The sequence below is a fragment of the Verrucosispora sp. CNZ293 genome (assembly GCF_002754655.1).
This window is the reverse complement of sequence record NZ_PEFR01000001.1, coordinates 556,503-582,438: the sequence shown is the minus strand read 5'-3', so window position 1 is coordinate 582,438 and position 25,936 is coordinate 556,503. Positions and strand designations below refer to the sequence as shown.

The window sequence follows — 25,936 nt, the reverse complement described above, 5'->3', positions numbered from 1 at the left end:
AACGCTGTTGCCCACCTATGGATCTATCCGGCCAACAGCCGCGATGGCGACGCATTTCGCCGACCATTTCTGTCATCGAGTGGAGATGCACGCATGTCCGCGTCCTTGACCATCGTGGTCACTCTCGACCCGACATCACCACTGACGCCCTGACCGGCTCCGCCGCGGACCGCGTCCACATGCAGGGGCACCTTTGTCCCACTGGCCCTGTCTGCCGTTTCCCGGCAGACCGCAGGCTGACCCGCAAACTGGTGCACCGCTCGCGCGGACACGCCGCGGGCGGACCGACTTGCCTGCTCGATCTGCGTCTGATGCGCAGCCGTGCCGCGGAGTACGCCGTGTGGCAGTGGCAGCAATGGTATTCCGTCGTTTCCGGCACCCGCGATGCGCAACCCTGGTGGGTGTTCCTCGACCGGCATCGCGCCGACTCAACGGCGTGGCCGGTCAGCCGCGCCCAACAGTTGGACCTGGCGTAGCCCCGAGTGCTGGCGATGACCGCCTACAACGCCGCACACCGGCAGCACCCAATCCTCACTGCCCGGCTCGAATCGCTACAGGCCGGATTGAGCAGCCGATGCGACGCAGCCGCACTCGCCGCGGTTCCTGGCGACGCCACCGCCACTGCCACCGGCATGTGGCTCACCACCCGCAGTGGCCGGCTGTCCGACCAACTGGCCTTTCTCCACGCCGCCAGCGGCTACATCGACCAGCTGCCCCCGCGCACTGGTTGCCATCGCCGCCCACGCGACCGGATAAAGCCCCGTACACGCCCGCGTGTTCCTCGACGCCGATATGACCGCAGGGCGGTGGGACCAGCTGCGGTGGTGCCGGCACAGCGACGCTGAGAGCTACGCCCGCCAGTACCTGGAAGTTCGCGATCGACGCGATCCTCGACAATCGCGGGAACTCGGCCAGCCGCTCTGGCGAGAAGCTGGCTGAGTTGGCCTGGCTGCTCGGCCGCGACGACCTCACCTCGGCCATCGACGGTGCCGACGAACCGATGTACGGGGCGCCCAAGTCAAGATCTTCGCCGACGGGTTCGGCTGGCCGTTCACCGACACCATCGACGATCCCCACCTGCAGCAAATGCTCACGCGATGGCCGCGGGGCTCAGGTGCGACCCGAACGGTTGCGTTCGAGGCCGCCGCGACTGACGCCACGGCGCGACATTTCTCGGCGGGTCAGCAGACGGGCTGCTGCGCTGCCCGGCGTCGCCTCACCGCGTCCCGCCGGCCAGCTCGCCGCACCCCGGAGCCGGCCGGTGTCGCCGTAGGCCGATGACCGTGCACGGGCCGATTCGCCGTCGGACAACGCCTGGCCAGCCTGCCAGACCGGTAGGCCGGCTTCACATGGGCCCGGGGGCGGGCCCTGCCTTGCCACGCCGGTCCGCCCCCGGTGCTCCTCAGCTATAAGGAGCCTCTCAATGCAGTCTCTTCACCGACCAGGCCGCCAACCCCGCCTGAGTAGGGCGGGCACCCTCGTCGTCATCTCCAGCGTCATCGCCGCCGGGCCGGCTGGCGCGTTCGCCGCCACCGAACGGTTCACCGCCGCGGCGGTAGCCGCCGTCATCGCTGTGGTGGTGGCGCTGCCGAGTGCCGTGGCGCTGGTCCGATTTGCCCGCCGCCACCAGCTGAGTGTCAGGTGGGGCAGCGAGTACGAGCGGTTGTGGGCCTGTCTCGCCGCGGCCACCGACCGGGAGAACAGCCTGCGGCGGGAACTCGCCGCGGCGTTGACCGATCCGCTCACCGGCCTGCCCACCCGGACGATAGTCGAGAGGGCCCTGGCTACCGCCGCCGAACACCGCGCCCCTGTGGCAGTCGCGGTGGCCGACGCCGATGGTCTGCACCAGGTCAACGACGAAGGTGGGCACGCGGCGGGCGACCGGTACCTCACCGCGATCGCGGATCGGCTCACCACCGCGGCCACCACTGTGCGGGCCGACGCCGTCGTGGCTCGTGCCGGCGGCGACGAGTTCGTGATCGTAGCCCCGCACACCGACCCGGCCGTCCTGGCCGACGCGATCCGTGCCGCCCTCACCGCACCGGCCGCTGACGAGCCCGCACCGCCGCGGGCCAGTGTCGGCGTGGCCGCAAGCGACGGCGGCAATCCCCGCTACGCCCTCGCCCAGGCCGACACTGCCATGTACACCGCCAAGCGGTCCGGCAACCAGACCCTGGTCTACGAGCCGAACCGCGACGGGATACCGCGGGCCGACGGCACCCGGGCGCAGGTCCGTCGCCGTGACCTCAAACCCGGCCGCGACATCGTTCTCACCGACAGGCCGGTTCCGCCGGTCCGGATTCTGTGCAGGGCAGCGGACGCGGCAGCGATCGTCAACGCCCTTCGAATCGCTCACGACAGGTGGGCAGCCATCGCCCCACCTCCTCCGACGGGCAGCGGTGCGGCAGACGGAGCGGACCAGACGATCGATGTCACGCCGCCGGCGGCGGGGATCGATCGGATCAGGGCGGTGGCGCAGTCGGAGATGGCCACGTACGCCACCCTCGCCGATGCGATCGCCGCGGCCCTCGACATGCCCGGCGGCGAATCATGACCCGGCCACGACCAATGCCCGCTCTGGTGGTCGTCGGACAGCGCGCGGCGGTCGACCTGCGGCAGGACGACCTCATCCGGCCGCCCGGTGAGGTGCAGGTCATCCTCGCCGTACCCGAGTGCCGTCGGACCTCGAACGGCACGCGTGGCCGGGCAATGGTCCACGTGCGGTGCCGCCACCACACCGTCCGCCTGTCGCCAGCGGCCGGACGGGACGGCCGGTGACCGGCCGGCCGCAACGGCTGAGCGCGTTGGCCGCTGCCACCAGCAGGCTGTGCACCTACACCGCCTACGGCTGGTGGCTGCTGGCCGGCGGGCGCGCCGGCCGTGGTCTGCACCCGGATGACCTGACGCCGGTCCAGCGGCTGGTGTGCGTGGCCGTGCACCATCACGCGGACTGCGTCACCGCGACGGGCGGCACCTACTCGGGCTGCCAGCCGCACGACCTGGTCGACGGGACCAGCATGTCGGCCGGGTCGGTGAAGTCGGCCCTACACCGGCTGGTGCGGCTGCGCTGGCTGGACCGCGACCCCAGCAGCGGGATGTTCCAGGTGAGCACCGCAGCGCATGCGTTCACGCGCAGCGGCTGGCTCGACGATCCGGCACTCGCCGGCGACCCCCTGATCGATGTCCTCATCGACCCACCCGACTGACCCGGCAGCCGACAGCCCGCTGGCAAATGCACCTGAACTTTGTGCCGATGACGGCCACACCAGCACGGGCGAGTGCGGCTACGCCGCTGACCGACCCGACGCCGATGGTCGACGTTACCGGCAGTGCCCTGTGACCCCGATACGCGAGCGGGCCGAACGTCGCCATAGGCCACACCCCGCGCCGGGCGTAATCGCGTGGCCGGTTCACCACTCCCCCTTTGCGCGCCGTTAGGCGCGCCCCCCATTCCACGTCCCGGTGTCCCGCCGGGCTTCTCTGAAAGGCATCGTCATGACCGACGCCCTGACCTCCGAACGCCCCGATTCCTCGACCGTCGTCGCCACGCAGCCGTCGCCGCGTCCGCTGACCGCCTTCGCCAGCTCTCCCGGCCAGGCGGTCACCATCCTGGACGCCGGCTCCCGTTACGACGCCGTCGTGCTGTCCCCGGCCCCCGGGACGAGCATGGTCCGTGTCCTGGTCGACGGGCAGGTCCGTAGCCTGCGCGCGGACATCTCCGCGGTACCGGTCACGGAGCCGGCCACCGCGCTGGCGTTGACCCGGCAGGCCGTGGCGTGGGCGCTGGCGGAACAGGACAGCGCCGTCGAACGCGCCCGCAGCCTGGCCGAGCAACGCGACGAGGATCGGCGACGCCAAGCCAGCCAACTCACCGAGATCCGGTCCTACGCCATCGACCAGTACCGCGACGAAGACATCACCCGAGACGGGCTCGACAGCCTGCTCTCCCGGTTCGACCTCGATCCCTACCAGCCGCGCCACCGGGTCCGGTTCACCATCAGCGGCAGCTTCGACGTGATTCCCGACGTCGACCGCGACACCGACGACACCGAGTCCGACGTCCGCAGCTACCTGCGGATCAACACCGATCAGGTCGACAACGTCGAGGACGACACCGTGACGATCGAGGTCACGGCCGACGTGGAAGACCTCGGCGACTGAGGCGCGCATCGCGGCGGCCGCCCACCGCGCCGTGACCACCCAGGACACCCTCTTGGTCCCGACGTCCATCCGCCACGGACCCGCGCCGCCAGCGGCGGCCGTACCTGCACACGACTTGTCCTGGCCGATGCCCGGCCACCCCATTTCCGTGTCGGGCATGGCCAGACGGCCATGCCCGACAACTGCCCTGACAGGAGTCTGCATGGCCCGTGAAACGTTCCGTTACATCGTGGTCGCCGAGGACGGCACGAGCCACGAACACCACACCCGACTGCGCCACAGCGACGTCGCATCGCTGCTGCGACGCACGGTCGGCGGTTGGCTGACACCGATCCCGATCGGCGTCCCGGACCTGTACGCCTGGGGCGACGAGGACGGCCACCCGAAAGCTCTGCGCCCGAACCCTGTCGCCTGCCTGCTCGTGGCGCGCCTGGGCGGCGGTGACCTGCCGCTGGTCGGACCTGTCGTCGTCACCGGTCGCCGAGGCGCCACCCCCGTCAGTCTCACCACCACCCAGATCAACGCGGTGCTCACCGCGCTCACCTGCTGTCGCTGACCTGCCCGTCGGCGGCACGGGCCGCCGACGGCCTCGGGAAGGAGAACCCACCGTGGTCACACCTGACAAGCTGACTCTCACCACCCGCGATGATCGTGTCGCTGCAGTGCCCTACCTCGTCGGTTTCACTCCGACCGACAGCCTGGTCGTGGTGGTCCTGGACGGCAGGCAGGTCCGCTTCGCTGCCCGCCTCGACCTCCCTCGCCTGTCCGACCTTGCGGACCTGGCGGTGCCGGCGGCGCAGAACGCCGCGATGATCGCCCGGCACGGGTCGGCGGCGTTCCTCGTCGGCTACGGACCGGCCGACCGGGTCGCACTCGCCGCCACGCTGCTCACCACCGCGCTGACCACCGCCGGCGTCGACGTCCTCGAAGCCTTGCGGGTCGACGACGGCCGTTACTGGTGCCTGTGCGGTGACGCCGGCTGCGCCGACGGTGTGGCCTACGACCCGGCAGCCAGCAGGATTGCGGCGGAAGCCGTCTACCGCGGTCTCGCGCCACTGCCAGACCGGGCCGCACTGGAACGCCTCATCACGCCGATCAGCGGGGCGGAGCGTGACCGGATGCGCGCCACGACCACGACCGCGCTGCACCGGCTGACCGACATGCTCGCCGACGAGACCGGCGCGACCGACGGCGCTGCGCCGGAGCATGTGGTGCGCGTCGGGGTGGCGGCGGTGCAGCAGGCGTACGAGTCCGCTGCCCGCAGCGAAACCCTGTCCGACGACGACGTGGCGTGGCTGACCGCCGTCCTCATCCTCCCCGAGATCCGCGATCACGCCTGGATCACCTGCGACGGCAGCGATGCGCAGCGGCGGCTGTGGATCGACGTGACCCGACGGGCGATGCCCGCCACCAGCGCCGCACCCGCCTGCCTGCTCGCCATCACGGCCTACCTGGCCGGTGACGGAGCCATGGCGAACATTGCCGTGCACCGGGCCCTGCGCGTCGACCCGGACTACCACCTGGCGCACCTGCTCGGCCACGCGCTGCAGGCCGGTGTGTCGCCGCAGCAGTGGCGGGCCGCCACCACCGGCACCGCCGAGTAGGTCGTCGCTGCGGTGCCCGACCCGGGCGCCGCCGGCATCCCCTTCGCGAGCAGGCGCTCGCACACCGTTCGAGGTGAGGGCAGCCGGTGGCATTCCCCGGCTGTCTTCGACACCTCCCCAACCCTGGGGATTGGAGGTGTGGGCGAAGTGTCCACCCTGACGCAGATCACCGTTCTGCTGACGGCGATCGTGATCACCGCATTTATCACCTATCACCTGACCCGGCTGCGTACCGCGGTCCGTTACCGGGCGGCCGTCGTCGCTGCCCTGCGCACCGCTCACCACGACGATTTGACCGGCCTCGGTAACCGGACGGGCTTGCACGCCGCCCTGGCCGTCGCCGGGCGACCCGTCGCGGTGATTCTGATCAACCTGGACGGCACCCGGACGTTCGTGGCCCGCTTCGGCGACCGCGCGTTCGACCAACTGCTCGTCCTGACCGCCGGTCGCCTCCACCACGCCGTGCAGGCCGCCGGCGCACAGGTGTTCCGTCTGCGCCGCGACGAGTTCGTGGCAGTCATCGACGATCGCGCCGACGCCGCTGGTCTGGCCGCGCGGCTGGTCGCTGCCGTCGCTGAACCGACCGACATTCATCTCACCGGGCGGCCCATCGCGGTCACCGTCACCGCCTGCGCCGGCGTCGCGTCCGTCACGCCACACCAGGAGGCCGCGCGGCGGCTGGCGCTCGTGCACGCCGACCGCGCCCTGCGCGCGGCAAAGCAGACCGGCAGCGGGCACACGACGGTGTTCCATCCCGCCACCACGCCCGGCGCCACCGACGGCGGGCCGGTCCGATGAGGACCCGCCGGACGGTCATCTGCCGCCGTCGGGCGCGTTGCGGTGCAGTTGTCGGCGGAGACGTGTACGGGCTGATCGACTGGGACGACGCGCCGATCCTGATCGTCGGACGCAGCGACCAGGCGGTGAAGCGGGAAGCGATCCGGCTCTTCATCCGCACGCTCGCCGACACGGGCAGCCTCGCCGAGGACGCCCCTGACTTCACCGACCGGTATCCGCTGCCCGATCCCGACGGCCCGATCACGGCCATCGACGACTGGCTGACCCAGCTGCGCCGGGCCACGGCCATCCCCTGGTTCACCGTCCTCGACGACGAGGTCGTGATCGCCCAATAACCGCCCCACCACGGCAGCCTCACCGCTGCCACCGGCCGATGCCCGGCCACCGCCACCACCGCCGGGCATCCGCCCCGCGCTGAGGCGGCGACCGCCTGACGGTCCACGCCGACCACGTCGGCAATCGACCCGCCAAGGGCTGGTCACCGCCAGCCCAGGAACCCATCCCGCTTTGACCCCTTCCGGGGATCGTGCCGGCCGTGTGCCGCAAACCCCGGGGGCCACCCGGGGTGGGCGCACGGCACAGCGCGATGCCTGGACTCCGCACGAAAGGACACGGAGCCATGATCGAGCCATCCACGCAGATCCAGGCCCTGCTCGCCGCCGTCTCTCTACGGCCGGCCGCCGCCGAGGGAATGCGGGCGATAATGCAACGCCAGTCCGAGTTCCCCAGCCAGACGCAGGCACAGCTCACCGGAATCGCCCTGGACCCCTACGGCCGCGAGTTCGCCGACCAGTTCCTGGACACCTACTGGTCCGACGAACAGCGCCAACACGACACCGTCAGCGCCGTCAGGACCGATCGTGAGGTCATCATCGGCAGCGGATTCCACGCCGCCACCTACGCGGCGGTCCGCGTCCTCGCCGGCTACCCGAAGCCGCTGGTGCTGGAACGCCACCAGCGCGTCGGTGGCACGTTCGCGCTGACCGCACGGCCGACGTTCTGGCTCAACTCCCGCAACCGCGCCGGAGGCGCCGGACCCGCCGGCGACCAGGGTGCGAGCCTGAACTACCTGCCGGGCGCACCGATCCAGGCAGCAGACCTGTCCATGATCGAATATCAGCCGAACACGGACATGGCGTTCGTGATCCGCCTCGCGCTGGCCCAGTTCGCCGACGTGGTGACCAACGCCCCCGTCTCGTCCGTCAGCGCCGCCGGCGCTGGGGCCAGCGTCGAGATCGCGGGCAAGGCCCCGATTCTGGCGGGCCGGGTCATCGACGCCCGCGGCGTGGGCGACCCGATCCAAGATGGCGCCAACGGCACCACGGTGCTCACCTTCCGGCAGTTCATGCAGCGGATGGCCGGCATGTGGCCGCTGCGTGGACTGCGTCGCGTCGCGGTCGTCGGCGGCGGTGACTCCGCCAAGTGCGCCGTCGAGTCGTGCCTGGGCCTCGCCCCGCAACCGTTCATGGCCGCCGCCGCCCTCGACCAAGTCGACCGCATCGACTGGTACGCCGAGGACCTGCCGACGACCTGCGAGCAGTGGCAGACCGACATCCGCGGCAGATACCAGGCCACCGGCCGCTACCTACGGCCGGACCGCCGCGGCGTCCAACGACTCACCGTGATCAGCCGCCGGGTGCGTCCCATCGCGCTACCCGACGCCGCACTGATCGGCGGGCGCACCTACGACCTCGTCATCGTCTGCACCGGCAACCGCGAGACACCCATCGACGGACTCGACCTCGCCTCCTTCGACCAGTACACGGCCGCCGACGGCACCGTCGTTGCCCGAACGCACTACACGCTGCCCGCGTTCCGGGTCGGCCCGCACGCCAAGCTCCCCTTCACCGCCACCGAACGCGCCGACGGCGTCGCGGACATCACCCCCAACGCGGTTTCGATGTTCCGCACCGCACCCAAGACCGCCGCGCTGGCCGCGACTCTTCCCGCACCGACCCGGACCTGACGCGCACATCCGACCGCGCTCCCGCAACACCCGGGCCGCAGTCCCACCTCGTGCCTACGGGCCGGCTGGGGCTGCGGCCCCAGCCTGTCCGCCGCCACGTGGCGGAGACAGGAGGGCCACCATGGCCATGACAGCGCAGCAACGCGACGCGTTGCTCGAACGGACCCACGCCGAGTTCGACGCCCGGCTGGCGCGCCTCGCCGCCGACCCCACCGAGTGGGTCACCTTCATCGAGGAAGCGGCGGTCTTCGGCGCCCGCTACAGCCTGCACAACCAGTTCCTGCTCATGCTCCAGGCCGCGGAACGGAATGTCGAACCCCGCTACTTCCTGCCCTACGGCAACAGGAAAGGCACCTCGGGCTGGAAGGCCCTCAACCGGCACGTCCGCGAGGGCGAGACCGGGTTCCTCATTTGGGCGCCGGTCACCCGCCGGCCCACCGAGGAGCAGGCCCGCGAGTGGGAGGCCGCCGGCCGCGTAGTCCGTCGCGACCCGGACGGGCGCCCCGCGATCCAGGTCGTCGGATTCCGGCCCACCACCACTTTCGACATCAGTCAGACCGACGGTGAACCCTTTGAGGTGCCCACCGTGCGGCGCCGCCGCCAGGTGAAGGCCGCCGGCGGGAAAACCGCGCAGCTGCTCACCGGCGATGACCCCACCGGCGCCTACGACGACGTCGTCGGACTGATCAGACAGGCCGGCTACGACTTCGCGCTCGTGCCCGCGGGCAGCGCCCACCTGGGCCGCGCGAACGGCGTCACCGTCAAGGGGACCGGTGTGCAGGTGGTGCGGGTGCGCGCCGACGTCAGCGGCGCGCAGCGCATCAAAACCAGCCTGCACGAGTTGGCCCACATCCGGTGCGGGCACCTCAACGACCTCGACCGGCAAGACCTGCTGCACCGCGGCCGACGCGAGACCGAAGCCGAAAGCGTCGCCCACCTGGTGTGCCGGGCGCTCGGCCTCGACACCCAGGCCTACTCCGACGCGTACGTGCTCGGCTGGGCCGATGGCGACCTCGACCTGATCCGTGACTGTGCGCAGACCGTGCTGCGGGTGGCCAAGGCGATCCTGCGCGACCTCACCCCCGACGACGCTGACCTCGCCGAGGCTGCCGAACCTGGGCTCGTAGTCGAGGTGCAGCCCGTCTGACCGGCCACCGCCGACTGCGTCCTCACCCCCGTCGACATCTCATCCCGCGCCGGCCCGGCCGGCAACCGGCCCACGGTTCGCATGCCGGCAGATCGCGCACACATCCCGCACTCGTTAGGAGCATGGACATGCTGTCCCCGCAGATCACCCTCGCGCTGCCCCAGGTCATCACCGGGATCGAGGAGAAAGCCGAGCATCTCGGCTGGGACGCCCCTGCGGTGCTTCTCGCCCTGTTCCACCGCCAACTGGTCACGGGCTCCCCGCTGCACCTGATCGAGGTGGAGCCCTCACCGTTCGCTCTCGACCTGCAGCCCGGCTCGGACTCCGGCCTCGCCGGCGTGTTGAACCTGCTCGCCGGCTTCATCTGCATCCCCGAGAACGCACCCGAGCTGAAGGACTGGCTCGACGCCACGCACCGCACGTTCGTCGGATACGCGCTGGTGTTCGAAGGCTTCCAGTACACGCCGTACGCCGACTACACCTACGGCGACATCAACACCGTGCCGGCGATGGCCGACGCCGAGGTACGCATCGTCGTCGCCATCGACACCAACGGCCGCTGCTACGAGACCAGACGCATCCGGGGCGAAGCCCCCCGGCCAATCACGGTCCACGACGCGCTCACACCGCAACTCCTGGCCGGCGCCATCCCCGACGTGCTGAGCCGGCTCGTCACCGCAACCCACCACCTGTGACTGGCAGCGCCCGTCGAGGGCCGGTTGTCGAGTCTCATCTGGCGCCACCCGTCCCGGGTGGCGTGTCGCATGTCCCGCCAGGAACTGCTCCTGTTTGAGACCGCCGACCTACGGCGCTGGTAGCGCCGCGATACACACCGCCGTCTGCCGGCGCTGGAGCCGGTATTTCCTGGCCGCGACGAGGCAGGCATCCGTGGGCAGTGCCGCCCTCGGCGGCAGGCACCCGTCCGTCCGAATGGGCCGGACCGTGGGGGTTTGCACTGGGATCAGGGTCCTTGCTGCCGATGGACCGCGGTCCTGTCTCGTCCTCCGGGCCCGATCCCCTCTCGGGTGTCACTGCTCGCGAGGATGTCGGGCCTTTCACCCACTGCGATCACTTGCGGTACTGCGCCGCATCCGCTCTGTTGCGTAGGCTGCTGCGGGTCGATCACCACGGGCGATCAGGATCAGGGAGGGTTCGTGAGCGGGGAACAGATCATCGCGCAGGTGACCGCTGCAACCGGGAAGCTCGACGAGGCGCAGTCCCAGCCGCCAGGCGTGGAGGCGCGATAAGTGAGCGGCTTCTACGTAGACGTCAACGGCATGGATGGCGTGTACAACGTGCTGCACCGCGCATCGCAGGATGCCGCCGAGGGGTTGCACTACATGACCCGGCACTGCGACCTGACCTTCGACCAAGAGGGTCTCATCTTCATGCTCGCCGGCCCCCATCAAACGGCCTACCGTCGGATGAGCGAAGGTCTGGAGCGGCTCAAGAAACTCCTGCAGAGCGCCGCGACGCAAGTGAATCTGGCTCAGGGTGAGTACGTGACGTCGGACGCAGACGTGGCAGCCGACCTGGACCGAACCTACCCCGGCGCCAGTGACCCTTCCCGTCTTCGCGGCACGCTAGCTGGCCCGACCCGGCCGGACCTGTGGCCTGCGGCTGTCCGGTCACCTTTTGCCGACGTGGTCGAGCCGACAGCGCGGCTGGTGCCTCCCAGTTACATCACCGGCGTCGAGATGTTCCAGATCAACCCGATGTCTGACCTGCTCAGCCCCGCCGCCTGGGTGCGGCAGGTCAGCGTGTGGTTGTTCGGCAAAGACCCGTTCGAGAGCTGGGGAAAAGCCTTCAGTGGTGACTGGAACTCCTACGTTCACTGCGCCGCTGCATGGCGCATAATCGGCAACTCGATGGATGACATCGGACGCAACTTGATTACCGGCGCGGCGGACGTATCGACCGTGTGGCGCGGCAACGCGGCAGAGGCTGAGCAGGAGTATCAGCTATCTGTCGGCCTGGCGGCCCGTGCCCTTCACCCCGTCTGTGACCAGTACGCGGACCTGTACAGCAAGGCAGCCGAAGCGGCTAAGCAACTCTACTCTGTGGTCACAGGGCTGATCAGCAAGCTGATCGACGTGCTGATCGTCATCAACGCCGCTGCGGCTGTCGGCACTGCCACGATCAAGACTGGCGTCGGTGCCGTTATCGGCTACAGCGTGGCCGGCTACTACGCCTGGCAGGCATACGACCTGTATGACGAGATCTCCAGCTTCTTCGGCAACGCCGAGATGGTCTTCAAGGGTATAGCCGCCTCGATCGAGATGGTGGAAGCCGGCATGGAGGTCGCCTCGCTGCCCGATCTGGAGCCCTACCAGCACCCGGCCCTGGCGGACCGATGAACGACGACATCACCCAGGAACCCCTTGCGCGTGCCGTGCTCGCCAAGCTGGCACGCACCCGGCGGCCGGACGATCCTCTCGGCTCACTCGCTCGCACCGTCCTCAGCGGCGAGGCGGACCTACAGACCGCTGCCTCCATCTCGTGGTACGGCACGGCGCTGCATGCCTCGTTCGAGGAGGCTATAGCCCGGCGTGACACGATGTCGCCGCAGGAGCGAGCCGAGCACGAACGGCAGGCTCGGTTGCTCCGCGACGCGGGTGACGACCTGACGGTGCTCGACGAAGACGACACAGAGGACGATGCGCGTCCTGAGGGAGGCCAACAGCGATGAGCGCATGGAAGCGGTGGAGGATCGCCATCCCGCTGCTCGGGCTCAGTCTCCTGTTGTTCGTGCCCGCAGTGTTCGGCGCATGGGCCTGGTGGTCTGAGAACAGCGCAGCGTACCGGACGATAACCGCCTTCATCTGCCTGGTCCTCGCTGGCTGCGTTGGTCTCTCCCTATCGATCGGGATCAAGAAGAGCGAGGACGTGCCGTGGCTTCGCATCGGACTCGTCGCGGTCGGAGTTCTCGCTACCTGCGGTCTGGCCGTCGTCCGTAGATCAGTGTGAGCGCAAGCCTGCGCCACCAGGTGCAGGCTTCCCTGCCCACCTATCCGACTACTGTCTACCGCTCCAACGCACGAGGGATGCTGCGCGCGTACAGGTCGGCATTCCCGTCCCTACCTCTCGGGGTGGGGACGTTGCCTACCCTGCCCTGCAGCCGTTTCTCGGCTACGTCGAGCTTCCACGGGATGACTCCCGCCTCGGCAGCCTGCCGCAGCGTCAGGAAGTCCCCGGCACCGCCTGATAGGCCGCTGACGTGGGATGTCCCCAGGCAGGTTGGCCAGAGCCGACACGGCAAGGGGATCGCTTCGGGTCACCCTTGCCGCGTACGGCCGTCCAGAAGTTGACCAACTGCCCGATGGGGGCCGTCTACTCCTCGGCGCTGACCAGCCTGCGGGGACCCGGGATCCCAGTCTTCCGGCTCGTGCAGTGCAAGTTGATTGCGCTTGGCGAGAACATCGGCGCGGGCCAGGGCCTCATGCATCTGCGCCGGCCGCGTGAATAGTCGACCTGGCCAGTCCGAGCGCCCAACGGTGTAAGCCCTTCCGGTCAAGGATGGCGACGCGGGCCGTCCCGGGCGAGCGCCTGCACGGCGACCAGCTCGGCGAGCACGCTCTAACCCGCTCCTGTCCCGCAGCTGACGGCGATGTGTGGAGAGTCGTCGCGGAGCGACGGGATGACGGGTTCGTCGCCCGCACCGTGACCGTTGGAGAACACCCATTCAGCCTGCCAGGGAACGTGCGCGGCGACCTGGTCCACACCAACCCGGCCGGCAGGCGCTTGCGCATGGTCCCGACCGCCCGTGCGTCTGGCCTTCACCCTCGCCGACCTCGACAGCCGGCCGCTGCCCGACGCGGGCCCCATCACTGAACCTCTCACCCTGCACCAAGGAGACCATCATGCCCACCGACACTGACCCGAGGATCGCCCGCGCCGTGCTGGCCCACCTGACCACGCCCGGCAACCGTCACATCCACACCCTGGTCCACCACGAGGGCCCGAAGGCCGTCCTGCGGCGCCTGCTCACCCGCGACCTGCCCGCCGCCGCGATGCCGGCTCCCGTCGGGCATCTGTCCACCGTCGACGGACCTCGGATCGCCGAGGCGGTCGTCGCCGACACGGCACGAATCGGCGCGCGGATCGTGACGCCGCAGGACGCGGAATGGCCCACCGGATTGCACGACCTTGCCACCGCAGGTCACACCGCCGGCGGCGTTGATCTGTCCGCGCCGCCGCTGTGCCTGTGGGTGCGCGCCGACCGGCCCCTACCCGACCTGCTGCGCCGTGCGGTCGCCGTCGTCGGCTCCCGCGCCGCCACCGCCTACGGCCAGCACGTCGCGGCAGAACTCGGCCACGGGCTCGCCGAGCAGGGCTGGACCGTTCTCAACGCCGGCGGCTACGGCATCGACGCCGCCGCGCTGCGCGGCGCCCTCACGAGCCGACCGCAGGCCGCCGTCGCGATGCCCGCCTGCGGGCTCGACCGGCTGCACCCCACCGGCAACCGGCCGCTGTTCGACCGGCTCGACCTGATCAGCGTCTGGCCGCCGAGCAGCGACCCCAGCCGCACCCGAACCCTGCTCAACCAGACCTGGCTGGCCGCCCTCACCAGCGGCGCGGTCCTCGTCGAAGCGGCCCCCGGCAAGGGCCGAGGCATCCTCCCGCAGGCGCTGGCCCTGGGCCGACCGGCCATGGCCGTGCCCGGTCCGGTCACCTCCCTGCTGTCCGCCGGCTGCCACCAGGCGCTGCGCGAACAGCCCCGCATCCGCCTGGTGTGCGACGCCGCCGACGTCATCGCGCACCTCACCCAACCCACCGGCCGCCCCGGCCGGGGCCGGGATCTTGCCACGACGTGGGAGCCGGGGTGGGTGGTGCTGCCTGGGGTCGGTGGCTCGTACCCGGCGCTCGTGGCTGACCTGACCGGCCCGCAGGGTGGGCCGATCGCTCGGTTCACCGCCGACACGGTCGCCCGGATCGCGGTCGACTGCGACGCGCACGCGGCGCGGGTCGGCGAGGCGGCCGGCACCACCCGCATCCGCCTGGTCGACGGCACCGTCCGCCAGACCGAGCGGGCCGGCACGCCCACGGAGTCGACCAGCACCATCACGGCCGACGCCGATGGCTACTACCTCCTCGACGGCTGGAGCTGGCAGGTCACCGACCCGCCGCCGGCGTGAGCAGTCGACCTGAGCCGCGATCTGCCTGATGTGCCCGGGAGCGGCTGCGCCACATCCCCGGGCACCCCGTCAGGTGCGCGCCGGAATCAATACCTCACGCCCACGCCACACCCCCGACGTCAACCTGAAAGGAGCACGGTGGACACATCCCAGGACTGGCAGGAACTTCTCGATCTCACTACGGCGTGGGGCGAGGCCAGCCGCCGCAATGACACGTCTTTACCCAGCGACGACGACCTGTGGACGTACGCCCGCCGCCACCGCCCCGGGCTGCCCGCACCCGTCGACGACCTCCTCGTCGACGACCTGCGGGACGCCTTCAACGCCGGCCGGCTGCCCCACCTGATCGACCTGGACGCCGTCGTCGCCCACCTGGCCGAGCAGGGCCGCCCGGCTCTGGTCGCGCACAGCGGCGGCAACACCGCCACCCTCTACACCGGCAGCCGCTACACCGACCGCCTCGGCGACACCCGATGGTCAGTGACCGCCGGGCCGGGCTGGTTCGACGCACCCGGCCGCCGCCGGCCCGTCGCGGACACCAGCGAGTTCACCATCGGTCCCGACGACCAGGACAACTGGTGGTGCGTCCGCGTACCCGAACACACCACCACCGCGGAAGTCTGCGCGCTGATCATCGCCACCATCGACGAGGTCGAGGCCTGGCGTGTCCGGCTGGCCGCTGCCGCGTCGGCCGCTGCCGGCGCCATGGTCCGGGCACTCGCCGCACGATATCCGGAACTCGGCACCGCCATGCCGGACCCCGGTCGTGACCTCGTCCACGACGTCGGCGGCCTCATCGCGGACTGGCTACACGCCCGGGTGCCCGGGCTGCGGGCCGCCCCGCCCACCATCACCGACCAGCCACGCGGTCAGGAAGGAAGGAGACCGTGACCCGACCCATTTGTGGCACCTGCGCCACACCCGGCACCGTGCGGGACGGTCGGCCGTGGTGCGACACCTGCCGCATCTGGCTCGTCCTCCACGATCCGACCGGCCAGTGGGTCAGCTACGCCGACCATGCGTCACGGGACCGTGCCGCCGAGACGGCACAGCGTATCGCCGCTTCCGCCCGCCAGGTCACCGACAACCTGCCCCGGGTCCACACGATGCTGCCCCAGGGCTGGACCGCCAGACCCCATCAGGGAATAGACGGCGCCCTGTACGCGATCGCCATCGCCGCGCCTGGCGGAGTCATCGACGCGACAACCTATCTGCACCCACCCATCGACACCTGCGGCTGGCACGTGAGCGTGCACAACCGGGTCACCGGGGTCGGCTTTCCCTCCTACACCGACGGCGGTGCCCGCGCGGCATCGTTCGACACCGTCGAGGCCGCCGCCGCCGACGGGATCAGGCTACTTCGCGGCGAGATCCACGACCTGGCCTCACGCCGGCACCGCTGACCGGACCAACCTGCCCACAGTCCAGACAGAGGTACCGGCGTACCACGGTGTCCGTGACCACAAACCCCCGTCGGCCCGATGCCTCCTCGATGACGCATCGCGGAATGCCGTCACTGCGGTCGCGTCACCACGCCGGGCCGGACGGCGGATTCCTCCACGTCAGGCCCGCCACATGAAGCCCCCGGGCCTCCCGGTGACGCGGCCACCGCTGCGACCTGCTCGACCACGCAGTCGAATACGCGGAAGACGGCAGTTCCCGTGGAGCCGACCGTAACGACCCGTCTGACTGCACCGGCCGACGGACGAATCCGGCGGTCACTCACCGGCACCCGCCTCGTCCGTCTGCGCTGCGCGAGGACCTACCTCAGCCCTGACCGACCTCACCGACGCGGCGGGCGAGGCCCCTTACTACCGACCTCACCCGCCGCACGCGCCCCCTGCACGAGCAGGAATGTCGGGCCAGAACTGCACCGCCGGCTCACGGGAGCGCTCCGGTGACCGGCCGCAGCCAGCCCCGTGTGTCGCGTCGCCCTCGCCTCGCCGCTGGCCAACTGCGCGCCGCCGTCGACTCGCAGCTCGCCCACCTCGATCTGGACCCCCATACCCGCCGACATCGGCAGGGTCCTCGACCGCGCCCACGGCGGCGTCCTGCGCACCTGCCTGTACCTGGTCGAACTCGGCCGCGCCCGCCAGATCGACACCCGCCCGCGCCGCTTCCGCGCGGCCACCGAAAGGACCCGTCATGAAAGACCATCCCAACCCCACCGACACCAGCAGTGGTGCCCTGCCCGAGCAGACGCCGTGGACCGCCGAACAGATCACCGACCTGCTGCACGCCGGATTCCAGCAAAGCCGCGGCGCCATGCCGGACGACGGCGTCCTGCGCGCCACCGCAGACCTCATCGCCCAGCAGGTGGCGCTCCTGCGCCGCGCCGACACCGACCTGATCGACACGCTACGCGGCGCGCTCACCCAAGCCGATGACACCCTGCGCGACAGCAACGGCGCCCTGGAACACCGGTATCAGCAGTTCGTCGACCTCGTCCGACGCTGGATCATCTGGGCGGTCAACACCGGCGCCCTGTCCGTCGCCGACGCCAACAACGCCGTGCACTACCTGACCATGCCGCCGCCCCTGCGCACCCACTTCGAGGCGACCGTCCACACCCCTTTGGCCGTCGACGTCGACGCCGCCACGACCGACGACGCCGTCGCCTCGGCACAGCAACTCCTGCGCGTCGACCTGCGCAGCCTCGATGCGGCCGTGCACCCCACCGAACCGTGGCAGCTGCGGCTACGCGTCCTCGACCAGCCCTCAACCCACCCCGACCAGCAGCAGTACCGGTACCGGGTGGTGTGGGTGGTGCCGCTGGTCGTCACGGTCAAGGCCCTCGACCACCGCGAGGCCATTCCCATCGCCGTCGACATGGTCACCGCCGACCTCGACCACCTCGACGTCGCCCACACCCACACCGCCGACATCCGCGCCGTGGACATCACACCGGTCCACCACAGCGACTACGACCCCACCACCGACTGACCCCCGCGGTCTGTTCCTGACCCCGGGTGACGCACCGACAGGTGCTCCCCCCTGGACGCCGGAATCACACCCATGCGGTGCCGGCGCTGGGGCGCCGGCACCGCACGTCTTGAGTGGAAGGCGCAACCTCTGATGCCCTCGACCCGCACCACCCACAAACCGGCCGCCGGTCCCACCCGACACCACACCACCGGTCCCGCCGGTGTCGCGACACCCGATAAGGGCCGCGACCCCGGTGGCGGACCGCACCATTGGCGGGGGTGCCGCTGATGGACGGGCGTCTCCTCGCCGCCGGCATCGCCGTCGCGGTCGCACTCACCCTCACCGACATCGTCCTGCGGCTGCGCACCCGCCACGACACACCACGACGGTCACCAGCCGACCTCGCGATCACCGCCGCCGCCACCCTCACCACCCTCGGACTGGCCGGCATCGCCGGCGCCGTCAGCTACGACCATCTCCGGGAACTCGCCGAGTCTCGAGGCGAAACCGGCTGGCGAGCCCACGCCTTCCCACTGACCGTGGACGGCGTCGAAATCGTGGCGACCCTGACCATCCTGGCCGACCGACGCGCCGGCCGCCCCTCCACCTGGGTCACCTGGACCGCGCTCGTCGCCGGCGGCATCGCCAGCCTCGGCGCGAACATCCTCGTCGCCCAGGACGACCTGATCGCCCGGATCATCGCCGGCTGGCCCGCCATCGCACTCATCGCCGCGATCAAAATGCTCTCCAGCATCCTCGAACACGCCCCACGACACGACACCCCACCCGACCGACACCCTCCCGCCCTTGCCGCCAGTAGGACCGCGGAACCGGCCGATGCGCTCGACGACGCGCCGACCGAGAACGTGCCGCGACACGAACCGCCCGCCACACCCGACGACCCGGCCGTGTCGCGACTCGACGACATCGACGGCGACACGGCAGCCGCCGAGGACTGGCCGGTCACGCTCATGCGCCGCATTCCGGTCAACCCCGAGCCCTACCAACGCTGGCAAGCAGTCTGGGCTGACCTGAAAGCCGGCCACACCGACCTCAAGGATCTCGCCCGACGACACCACTTCGACGTGCGCTCCGTCCAAGCCATCCGCCGCGCCGGACAACTCGGCATCCTCGACCACCCCGACCCACCCGCACGACGCCTCGCCGCACTCCCCACCGCCAACGAACACCACGAACCACCACCCCAGCCGGCCACCGATACCCAACCGGCCTCACCGTGACCGACCCCGCCGCCTCGGTAAGCCGCCCCCACGTTCGTCGGGGAGCCGGGTTCTCTGCTGGCATCCGCCGCCAGTTGTGCACATGCCGAACGGAGCTCGTCTGCTGACCGATCATCGATAAGCCCTGGCGTCGGGAACGGCGGGCACGTGACATCACGCACCGTCTTCCCGACGCCAGGGCCCCAATCCCTGCCCGAACCGCTACTGACGGCACAGCCGCTGTAAGCCCCGCACTCGACCGTGCCGCAGATGCGGCCATTTTTTGTGCCCACAACCAGCAGCCACAAGCACCACAAAGCACGAATACCGCACCGAACAGGGCGGCGAACTTCGACGACTGCCGCCCCCAGATCTGGAGGACCTCATGATCACGCCAGCAACCGCCTCGACCCGCGACCGCACGCCCGAGGCGCGAAAATGAGCCGCCGCCTCGCCACCATCCTGCTCGCCGTCAGCCTCGCGGTGATCTTCACCTGTCTCGCCGGCACCAGCATCCTGGTCGGCGCCACCGCCATCGGCTGCGCGCCCGGCCCCGCCACCTCCCTACCGCCAGCCCCCACCGGCGGGTGGCCCGCCATCGGCCGCTGGGACCGCGACCAGGTCGGCAACGCCGCCACCATCACCGCCGTCGGCGCCCGCGACGGCGTAGCCGCCCGCGGCTGGGTCATCGCCGTCGCCACCGCCATGCAGGAATCCAGCCTGCGCAACCTCCCCGGCGGCGACCGCGACAGCATCGGCCTGTTCCAACAACGCCCCAGCCAAGGATGGGGCACCCCACCGCGGCTCCTCGACCCCGCCTACGCCGCCGCCACGTTCTACGCCAAACTCCTGACCATCCCCCACTGGCAGACCATGCCGCTGACCGAAGCCGCCCAACGCGTCCAAATCTCGGCCTACCCCGACGCGTACGCGAAATGGGAACCCGACGCCACCCTGCTGGTCACCACCATCACCGGCGACAACCCACAGCCCGACGGACCACCGGCCGCCGAAGGCTGTCACGTCACCGGCCCGTGGACCCAACCGATCCACGCCCCCGTCGGATCCGGATTCCGGACCGCCGCACGCCCCGAACACGACGGCGTCGACCTCGCCGCCCCACGCGGCACCACCATCCGCGCCGCCTCCACCGGAACCGTCACCCGCGTCCGCTGCAACGCCATCGACCGCCGCGACGGCAGCAACTGGGGCTGCCACCGCGACGGAAACCCCCACCACACCATCGGATGCGGCTGGTATGTCGACATCCAACACGATCAAGGAATCATGACCCGCTACTGCCACATGGATCAACCACCACTGCTCCAACCAGGCCAGCCCGTCACCGTCGGCCAACCCATCGGCCTCGTCGGCTCCACCGGCCACAGCTCAGGCCCACACCTGCACTACGAGATCCACACCAACGGCGACTCCAGCAGCACCGGCGCCCAAGATCCCGTCCCGTTCATGATCGCAGTCGGGGCACCACTGGGTGAGTCCCTACAGTAGGAGGCACCGGTTTCGTCGGGGTACTGGCTGGTCAGGGCGACCAGGGGGACAGCCGCCCTGACCAGCAGCTCAGGAACGGCGCCAGCGATCATGTCACTTGGGCAGTCGTCGAGCGGCTGACCGAGGTGGCGCTCCAGGCGGGTGGTCCAGCGGTCGGCGTACAGGTCCGACTACACGGCTGCAACCGCACACCGCGCCAATCTCGACCTACCCGCGACGGCTGGACCTCGACTTAGCGGCAATCCAACTCGGTGACGTTGCGTGACGAGTGTTGCTGAGCCAGCCATCCCCAAACGTGCGGATCTGGCCGATGAGAGCGTACTCAATCATGCTTGATGAGCGGATGCTCGTCGGCTCGTCGGCTCGTCGGCTTGGCGCACCGGCCGTCTGCCGGTGACGTACCGTTTCCGACGCGAGTGCGGCGGTGTGCGCTGCCAGACACGTTGGTAGGCCGACGCCGACATGGCCTCCAGTGCTGACCCCATCCACAAGTCACATCAAGCGTTCGGGTGGTAGGCGAGGCTGACGGTTAGTGCGGCAAGAGCGAGTCCGAAGAAAAGTGCCCAGGCGCCGAGTCGGAAATTGCCCGCCCGCATATGTGCGCCCAGCGCGCCGAGGAAGTACAAGACCAGACCGGCTGCCGCGAGCGTACCCACGATCGGCACGACGAACCCGGCCAGCAAGCCGAGCGCGCCCCCGCCCAGGAGCATTCCCAGTGGTCGTACCCAGGATCGGGGTACCCGGTTGCGGTCCGCCTCCGTTTTCGGGTATTCGTGGCCGATCAGGTTTGCGATGGCGGCAGAACCGTTGAGGGCTGAGGCGAGCAGGGTCACCGTGAGATAGATGGCGAACATCGACGTCTCCTATCCATGAAAGCGGCCTACCGGTCGCTCACGGACGAGGCTGCGGCCCCGATATGTGACACGATGTTCAGTGCTGTAGATCACAGTGCTATCGCGGTCAGCTTTCGTGGGTTGCTGGCAACGTGGATGGTCTGAACCAGACCGTCCAGCATGTGCAGGGTCATCGCGAGCACCGGCGTTCCGTCACAGCGGACGACGACACCGGGGCCACCGTTGAGGTGGAGCACCCCGGCCGTCGAGCCCACCGGCTGTTGCCGGGAGAGGACGACGATGGCCCGGGCCACGAGGTCCGAACCGTGGATAGGCTTGCGTGGCGCACCAGTGAGGCCGCCGCCGTCGCTGACCATCGTCACGTTCGGTGCCAGAACCTCGATCAGTGCGGTGATGTCACCACCGGAACACGCGGCCAGGAATCGCTCGGTCACCTGCTGCCGGGTCACGGGGTCGCTGTCATATCGGTGCCGGCGGCTCTCGACCGCCTTCCGTGCCCGGTGCGCAAGCTGCCGTACCGCCGGCTCCCGAGGCCCCAGGAGTTGCGCGATCTCGGCGTACGGGTATCCGAACGCCTCGTTCAGCACGAACACCGCGCGTTCCAACGGAGATAGCGTCTCCAGGACGAGCAGCAGCGCGGTGGAGACGGAATCGGCAAGGACCACATCGTCGGCGATGTCCGGTCGGGTGAGGATGGGCTCAGGCAGCCACGGGCCGATGTACGACTCACGCCGCACGCGGGCGCTGCGCAGCTGATCGATCGCCAGCCGGATGGTCACTCGGACCAGAAAGGCTTCGGCGTCCACGACGGTGGCCAGTTCGACGCGACTCCACCGCAGCCAGGCCTCCTGCACTACGTCTTCGGCTTCCTTGACGCTGCCGAGCATCCGGTACGCGACCGCGTACAGCAACCCGCGGTGCTTCACGAAGGGCGGCTCATGCTGGTCACCTAATACTGTCCCGGCCACCCGAAGCATGATCCGGCATAGCGCGTCAGGTGTTCAGACGGGCCACGGTGGACCACCGCGTAAGCCTCCCATCGAGGGCATCAACGCCGTCGGAGGACGACCGGCCAGCACCCGTACGGACTTTGCATCTCTTCCGGAGGCATCCGCTTCTGCCGCCGTCCGCGCTCCGTGCTGTGGAACTCGCAGTGACGCAGAGGGTCTGCTCGGTGGATTTATGGTGCCTGGAGCCAGCGGGTGTGGATGTCTTGGTAGCGGAGTGGGTTGACGGCTGCCGGGTCGTTGAGGAGTTCGACGAGTAGGGCGCCGTTCGGGAGCCGTCGTGCCTGGGCGGTGATCTCGGGCAGCGGTGCCGGTGGAAGATGGCGGTCGGGGCCGAGGTAGGTCCACCAGCCGAGTTCTGCGGGCCAACCACCGGCAGGGTGAGAGCCGTCGTGGATGTCGAGGTGCCACACCTGCTCGGATGACCACTCGTCGAGAATCCGCCCGACATCGGCCTGCAGTCGCTCGGCGGCTTCAAGCCACACGCTGGTCAGCCCAGCGTGCAGGTCGCGGAAGGTGTCGGCCTCTGGGACTGGGTGACGGTGACAGAACACCGCGTCCAACGCCCACGTGAGAGTCCCAGCCCGCCACGCTACGAAGACATCGACCCCGTCATTAGTCCAGAGTTGGCCACCCGCGGTGCCCGCCGCCATGGCGTCCAGTGCCGCCTGCGGGTCGTCTACCGTGCGTGCGTCGCCGTCCGGGTTGGTGAACAGGTTGATCAGCCCGTCGGGGCGTTGCGGGCGCAGGCCATGGCAGGCCGCCAGGGCGTACAGCTCGCGAAGAGCCGGCTCTGCCGCCGCCGGCACATGTAGTTCCCAGAACCAGTCCGACCCCACGACGGCATGATGACGAGCGGCTTCAGGCCGCAGCAAACCACAACCACCAGAACGCGACGCAGCACAGCTCCGTCGAGGCGGACACACAATCGCTTGGCACATTCTGCCCAAGATCGAGTGCACGGACATGCCGCACCCCGCGCGGTTGGTGCTCCAGCCGGATGGCAGGGTTCTTGCATGTCGGAGGACAAGATCGGTTGGCTAAGTCGGGAGCTGGCGGTGCCGGGGGTGGCGCTGGCCGTGTACGACTCAGGCGGGCCCGGGCAAGTCATCCTCTTTCTGCATGGGCTTGGTGGATACGCGTTGGAGTGCTCTGCCGTCGCTTCGCGCCTGGGCAACGAGCACCGGGTGGTGAGCCTTGACCAGCGTGGTCATGGATCGAGCACCACGCGTCCGGATGACCTCAGTAGGGCGGCGTTCGTCAGCGACGCCGTGGCCGTGATCGAGAACCTAGATGTGGGTCCGGTCATGGTGGTCGGCCAGTCCTTCGGAGCCCACACGGCCCTCCTTCTGGCAGCAAGTCGCCCAGAGCTGGTGTCGGCGCTCATCCTCGTCGAGGGAGGCGTGGGCGGCGGCGGGCAGGAGGCAACCAACGAGGTCATCGACTGGTTCGCATCGTGGCCGACCCCGTTTGCCGACACAACGGCCGCCGCCACGTACTTCGGCGGGGGGAGGACAGGTGAAGCCTGGGCGGCAGGACTCGCGCCATCCGCCACGGGACTGGTGCCCCGCTTCGAGCTCGAGGTCCTCCAAGAGGCGATCCATGCAGTCAACGCCGAAGCGCGGTGGGCCGATTGGGCGGCTATCAGCACGCCAACCCTGCTCGTCAAGGGCGAGCGAGGTTTCCTAGAGCAGGCCGAAGCGGACGAGATGCTGGCAACCAACCCCATGGCCGCCATGATCGTCATCGACGGGGCCGGCCACGACGTTCACTTGGACTCTTCCGAACAGCTTGCCGCCGCGATCTCAACATTCGTCGGCGAAATCGAATCCCGCACCACTTGATCGACCGCCGTCCGCAGCAGCACCCGTGCGTTACCGGATTTGCCGCAAGTCGCTCGCTACGCAGCGTCTCGCTCAGCTCGGCCGACCGGACGCACGGTCGTAGCCGGTGAGCGCGGGTGCTGCCCGAGTGCTCGTGCTCGTGCCGGGCGATGCGGTTGGTGGCTGCTAGCGTTCGGCGCCATGTGGACCGAGGAGATCGTGGCCGGGCGGCCGGCCTGGCGCCACGTCGCATCCGACGCGGTGTTTCGGGAGGTGCCGGGTGCGACCTTCCGCATGGGCCTGTCCGAGGCGGAACTGGCGGCGGTACGCGCCATCGAGCACGGTGGAGGTGTCGAGGACACTCTTGAGCCGTTCTTCGCCGGTGCTGGGGACGCCCAGCCGGTACGCGAGGTGCGGGTCGAGCCGTTCCTGATCGCTCGGCATCCGTTGACGGTCGCGCAGGTTCGGCACTGGTTGCCGGAGTACGAGGACGACTACGCCGACGCGGAGTCCGGCACGGCCCGGCTTGAGGATGACCTGGATGACCTGCTCGATGCGCTGCCGTTCCGGCTGCCCAGCGAGGCGGAGTGGGAGTACGCAGCCCGCACCGGCACCACCACCTTGACCTTCCGAGGCGACGGGAAACCCGGCGAAGACCAGGTGCTCGACGACTTCGGCGATGAGCAGCGGCCAGCCGCCGCCGAGAACGCGTTCGGGCTGGCCGCGATGGGCTCAGCTAACGAGATCTGCGCCGACGTGTGGATTCCCGGGTTCGCGGGTGCCCCGCCGGATGCCCGCCCACGCACCGGCGACGGTCCCAGAACGGTACGCGGCGGTGCCGCCGACCTCTACCCGTGGCAGGGCTGCGACGAATGGCTGCTGCTACTCGCCGCAACCCGGTACAAGCACGCCCAGTTCACCGCAGTCCGCCCGGTCGCACCACTGCCACCCCGCCAGTAGCCCCAGCCGCCGGACGAGACAGATGCGCCACAACGCGCGCGGATCAGCGCTCGCTACGCACGTCGTGGCGTGCTGGGTCCTCCGGATCACGGCTCTAGCCGAGAACAGTGCATCGCGAGCCGGCAGGCGACACGGAGTCAAGTCCAAAGCGGCTACGCTGCGCTCGTGGAGGCGGCCGACATCGAGCCGGGGGCCGTGTTCCGGTTCCCGCACGACGACAGACCTCACCGAGTGCTTCTTCGCGACAGCGATGTCGTCATGTATGACGCCTGGTGGCCACACCTCGAGGCATGGGGACTGGCAGATCTCGCGGCGATCAAGCGCCAGCGCATCAGCTACTACGTCGCCATTGTGCCCACCGTGATAGAGAAGGCGGTCCATCTGCGAACGGCGCCCTTGACCGCCGACGAACTGGCGGTGCACCGGCCTGACCTGCCCTTCGCCGCGGTGCGGGACCTGGTGATGACATGGTCCTCGGGTGATGCCGGTCGGGTCACCGACGCTCGGGCAGACATCAGTGTGGCCCAGGTTTACTTGTTGCCGTTCGGACCCGACGGCGGTACCAAGGCCGGGGTTCGAGTTGCCGCGGACAACGGTAGTGCCTTCACCGTCGGGGAGTTGTTCCGCAAGGCCCAGGCCGTCCAGGCTCGGCATACCGGTCATGTGCTGCCAGGCGCGGGAGTCGGGATCTATCGGTACGGGCTACAGCGAGGACTGCCCGCCTACTACCTGTGGGGAGCGGTGAGTCGACTTCATGAACACCTCGCCCCACATCGTCGATAACGGCGCACGATTCTGGCCACCGTCCGTGCATGGTGACCGATCAA

Annotated in this window: 25 protein-coding genes; 22 read left to right on the top strand and 3 right to left on the bottom strand. The window is 69.7% G+C overall.

Annotated elements, in window-relative coordinates; translation table 11 throughout:
* The first annotated feature begins 1,423 nt into the window (after positions 1–1,423).
* From CLT74_RS02690 to CLT74_RS02600, 19 genes are all read left to right on the top strand, one after another.
* Positions 1,424–2,554 (top strand): GGDEF domain-containing protein, encoded by a 1,131-nt coding sequence (locus tag CLT74_RS02690; RefSeq protein WP_099845125.1) that lies wholly within the window; start codon positions 1,424–1,426, stop codon positions 2,552–2,554.
* A 220-nt stretch (positions 2,555–2,774) separates the two neighbouring features.
* Entirely contained in the window at positions 2,775–3,206 is a 432-nt protein-coding gene (locus CLT74_RS02680; RefSeq protein WP_099845123.1) for a hypothetical protein, read from the top strand.
* Positions 3,207–3,495: 289 nt separating this feature from the next.
* The gene (locus tag CLT74_RS02675; protein WP_099845122.1) at positions 3,496–4,161 is read left to right on the top strand and encodes a hypothetical protein; all 666 of its coding nucleotides are present in this window, start codon (positions 3,496–3,498) and stop codon (positions 4,159–4,161) included.
* Between the two features lie 202 nt (positions 4,162–4,363).
* On the top strand, positions 4,364–4,717 hold the full coding sequence (locus CLT74_RS30370) for a DUF3846 domain-containing protein (protein ID WP_158240186.1): 354 nt from the start codon (positions 4,364–4,366) through the stop codon (positions 4,715–4,717).
* 52 nt (positions 4,718–4,769) lie between these two features.
* On the top strand, positions 4,770–5,765 hold the full coding sequence (locus tag CLT74_RS02670; protein WP_158240185.1) for a DUF4192 domain-containing protein: 996 nt from the start codon (positions 4,770–4,772) through the stop codon (positions 5,763–5,765).
* Between the two features lie 147 nt (positions 5,766–5,912).
* Positions 5,913–6,563 carry a GGDEF domain-containing protein gene (locus CLT74_RS02665; RefSeq protein WP_158240184.1) on the top strand — a complete coding sequence of 217 codons (651 nt, stop codon included), beginning with the start codon at positions 5,913–5,915 and terminating at the stop codon, positions 6,561–6,563.
* A gap of 62 nt (positions 6,564–6,625) precedes the next feature.
* Positions 6,626–6,898, top strand: coding sequence for a hypothetical protein (locus CLT74_RS02660; RefSeq protein ID WP_099845119.1), 273 nt, complete (start codon positions 6,626–6,628; stop codon positions 6,896–6,898).
* 284 nt (positions 6,899–7,182) lie between these two features.
* On the top strand, positions 7,183–8,529 hold the full coding sequence (locus tag CLT74_RS02655; RefSeq protein WP_099845118.1) for a hypothetical protein: 1,347 nt from the start codon (positions 7,183–7,185) through the stop codon (positions 8,527–8,529).
* A 121-nt stretch (positions 8,530–8,650) separates the two neighbouring features.
* Positions 8,651–9,676, top strand: coding sequence for an ArdC-like ssDNA-binding domain-containing protein (locus CLT74_RS02650; RefSeq protein ID WP_099845117.1), 1,026 nt, complete (start codon positions 8,651–8,653; stop codon positions 9,674–9,676).
* Between the two features lie 128 nt (positions 9,677–9,804).
* Positions 9,805–10,371 carry a hypothetical protein gene (locus CLT74_RS02645; protein WP_143697030.1) on the top strand — a complete coding sequence of 189 codons (567 nt, stop codon included), beginning with the start codon at positions 9,805–9,807 and terminating at the stop codon, positions 10,369–10,371.
* A gap of 552 nt (positions 10,372–10,923) precedes the next feature.
* Positions 10,924–12,033: a hypothetical protein gene (locus CLT74_RS02640; RefSeq protein WP_099845115.1), complete on the top strand. Its 1,110-nt coding sequence runs from the start codon at positions 10,924–10,926 to the stop codon at positions 12,031–12,033.
* Positions 12,030–12,365, top strand: a complete 336-nt coding sequence (locus CLT74_RS02635; RefSeq protein ID WP_099845114.1) for a hypothetical protein — start codon at positions 12,030–12,032, stop codon at positions 12,363–12,365. Before CLT74_RS02640 ends, CLT74_RS02635 begins: the two co-directional genes overlap by 4 nt.
* Complete coding sequence (locus tag CLT74_RS02630; protein WP_099845113.1) at positions 12,362–12,643, top strand: hypothetical protein; 282 nt, start codon at positions 12,362–12,364, stop codon at positions 12,641–12,643. Before CLT74_RS02635 ends, CLT74_RS02630 begins: the two co-directional genes overlap by 4 nt.
* An 893-nt stretch (positions 12,644–13,536) precedes the next feature.
* Positions 13,537–14,811 (top strand): DNA-processing protein DprA, encoded by a 1,275-nt coding sequence (locus CLT74_RS02625; RefSeq protein WP_099845112.1) that lies wholly within the window; start codon positions 13,537–13,539, stop codon positions 14,809–14,811.
* Positions 14,812–14,949: 138 nt separating this feature from the next.
* The gene (locus CLT74_RS02620) at positions 14,950–15,702 is read left to right on the top strand and encodes a hypothetical protein (RefSeq protein WP_099845111.1); all 753 of its coding nucleotides are present in this window, start codon (positions 14,950–14,952) and stop codon (positions 15,700–15,702) included.
* A complete protein-coding gene (locus CLT74_RS02615) occupies positions 15,699–16,214 on the top strand; it encodes a hypothetical protein (protein WP_143697029.1) in 516 nt (171 codons plus the stop codon). The genes CLT74_RS02620 and CLT74_RS02615 overlap by 4 nt, the downstream gene beginning before the upstream one ends.
* Positions 16,215–16,956: 742 nt before the next feature.
* Positions 16,957–17,754: a hypothetical protein gene (locus tag CLT74_RS02610; protein WP_099845109.1), complete on the top strand. Its 798-nt coding sequence runs from the start codon at positions 16,957–16,959 to the stop codon at positions 17,752–17,754.
* Between the two features lie 269 nt (positions 17,755–18,023).
* Positions 18,024–18,977, top strand: a complete 954-nt coding sequence (locus tag CLT74_RS02605) for a DUF2637 domain-containing protein (RefSeq protein ID WP_143697028.1) — start codon at positions 18,024–18,026, stop codon at positions 18,975–18,977.
* A 417-nt stretch (positions 18,978–19,394) separates the two neighbouring features.
* Positions 19,395–20,465: a M23 family metallopeptidase gene (locus tag CLT74_RS02600; protein ID WP_099845107.1), complete on the top strand. Its 1,071-nt coding sequence runs from the start codon at positions 19,395–19,397 to the stop codon at positions 20,463–20,465.
* Between the two features lie 497 nt (positions 20,466–20,962).
* Here the strand turns inward: CLT74_RS02600 and CLT74_RS02595 are convergent, their stop codons facing one another.
* The 3 genes from CLT74_RS02595 to CLT74_RS02585 form a co-directional block, all read right to left on the bottom strand.
* Positions 20,963–21,319 (bottom strand): DoxX family protein, encoded by a 357-nt coding sequence (locus CLT74_RS02595; RefSeq protein WP_099845106.1) that lies wholly within the window; start codon positions 21,317–21,319, stop codon positions 20,963–20,965.
* 89 nt (positions 21,320–21,408) lie between these two features.
* Complete coding sequence (gene sigJ / locus CLT74_RS02590) at positions 21,409–22,296, bottom strand: RNA polymerase sigma factor SigJ (protein ID WP_099845105.1); 888 nt, start codon at positions 22,294–22,296, stop codon at positions 21,409–21,411.
* A 203-nt stretch (positions 22,297–22,499) separates the two neighbouring features.
* On the bottom strand, positions 22,500–23,165 hold the full coding sequence (locus CLT74_RS02585) for a hypothetical protein (RefSeq protein ID WP_099845104.1): 666 nt from the start codon (positions 23,163–23,165) through the stop codon (positions 22,500–22,502).
* A 177-nt stretch (positions 23,166–23,342) separates the two neighbouring features.
* Between CLT74_RS02585 and CLT74_RS02580 the strand changes: the two genes are divergently transcribed.
* The 3 genes from CLT74_RS02580 to CLT74_RS02570 all read left to right on the top strand — a co-directional run bounded on the left by CLT74_RS02580 (position 23,343) and on the right by CLT74_RS02570 (position 25,892).
* Entirely contained in the window at positions 23,343–24,170 is an 828-nt protein-coding gene (locus CLT74_RS02580; protein WP_099845103.1) for an alpha/beta fold hydrolase, read from the top strand.
* 180 nt (positions 24,171–24,350) lie between these two features.
* Positions 24,351–25,109: an SUMF1/EgtB/PvdO family nonheme iron enzyme gene (locus CLT74_RS02575; protein WP_099845102.1), complete on the top strand. Its 759-nt coding sequence runs from the start codon at positions 24,351–24,353 to the stop codon at positions 25,107–25,109.
* Positions 25,110–25,274: 165 nt separating this feature from the next.
* A complete protein-coding gene (locus CLT74_RS02570) occupies positions 25,275–25,892 on the top strand; it encodes a hypothetical protein (RefSeq protein WP_099845101.1) in 618 nt (205 codons plus the stop codon).
* Positions 25,893–25,936: the final 44 nt, after the last annotated feature.

Coding starts and splice junctions, on each gene's coding strand:
- CLT74_RS30370 (WP_158240186.1), top strand. CDS start 4,364: ATGGCCCGTGAAACGTTCCGTTACATCGTGGTCGCCGAGGACGGCACG.
- CLT74_RS02625 (WP_099845112.1), top strand. CDS start 13,537: ATGCCCACCGACACTGACCCGAGGATCGCCCGCGCCGTGCTGGCCCAC.
- CLT74_RS02575 (WP_099845102.1), top strand. CDS start 24,351: ATGTGGACCGAGGAGATCGTGGCCGGGCGGCCGGCCTGGCGCCACGTC.
- CLT74_RS02650 (WP_099845117.1), top strand. CDS start 8,651: ATGGCCATGACAGCGCAGCAACGCGACGCGTTGCTCGAACGGACCCAC.
- CLT74_RS02690 (WP_099845125.1), top strand. CDS start 1,424: ATGCAGTCTCTTCACCGACCAGGCCGCCAACCCCGCCTGAGTAGGGCG.
- CLT74_RS02610 (WP_099845109.1), top strand. CDS start 16,957: ATGAAAGACCATCCCAACCCCACCGACACCAGCAGTGGTGCCCTGCCC.
- CLT74_RS02655 (WP_099845118.1), top strand. CDS start 7,183: ATGATCGAGCCATCCACGCAGATCCAGGCCCTGCTCGCCGCCGTCTCT.
- CLT74_RS02675 (WP_099845122.1), top strand. CDS start 3,496: ATGACCGACGCCCTGACCTCCGAACGCCCCGATTCCTCGACCGTCGTC.
- sigJ (WP_099845105.1), bottom strand. CDS start 22,296: ATGCTTCGGGTGGCCGGGACAGTATTAGGTGACCAGCATGAGCCGCCC.
- CLT74_RS02630 (WP_099845113.1), top strand. CDS start 12,362: ATGAGCGCATGGAAGCGGTGGAGGATCGCCATCCCGCTGCTCGGGCTC.
- CLT74_RS02600 (WP_099845107.1), top strand. CDS start 19,395: ATGAGCCGCCGCCTCGCCACCATCCTGCTCGCCGTCAGCCTCGCGGTG.
- CLT74_RS02605 (WP_143697028.1), top strand. CDS start 18,024: ATGGACGGGCGTCTCCTCGCCGCCGGCATCGCCGTCGCGGTCGCACTC.
- CLT74_RS02645 (WP_143697030.1), top strand. CDS start 9,805: ATGCTGTCCCCGCAGATCACCCTCGCGCTGCCCCAGGTCATCACCGGG.
- CLT74_RS02635 (WP_099845114.1), top strand. CDS start 12,030: ATGAACGACGACATCACCCAGGAACCCCTTGCGCGTGCCGTGCTCGCC.
- CLT74_RS02595 (WP_099845106.1), bottom strand. CDS start 21,319: ATGTTCGCCATCTATCTCACGGTGACCCTGCTCGCCTCAGCCCTCAAC.
- CLT74_RS02580 (WP_099845103.1), top strand. CDS start 23,343: ATGTCGGAGGACAAGATCGGTTGGCTAAGTCGGGAGCTGGCGGTGCCG.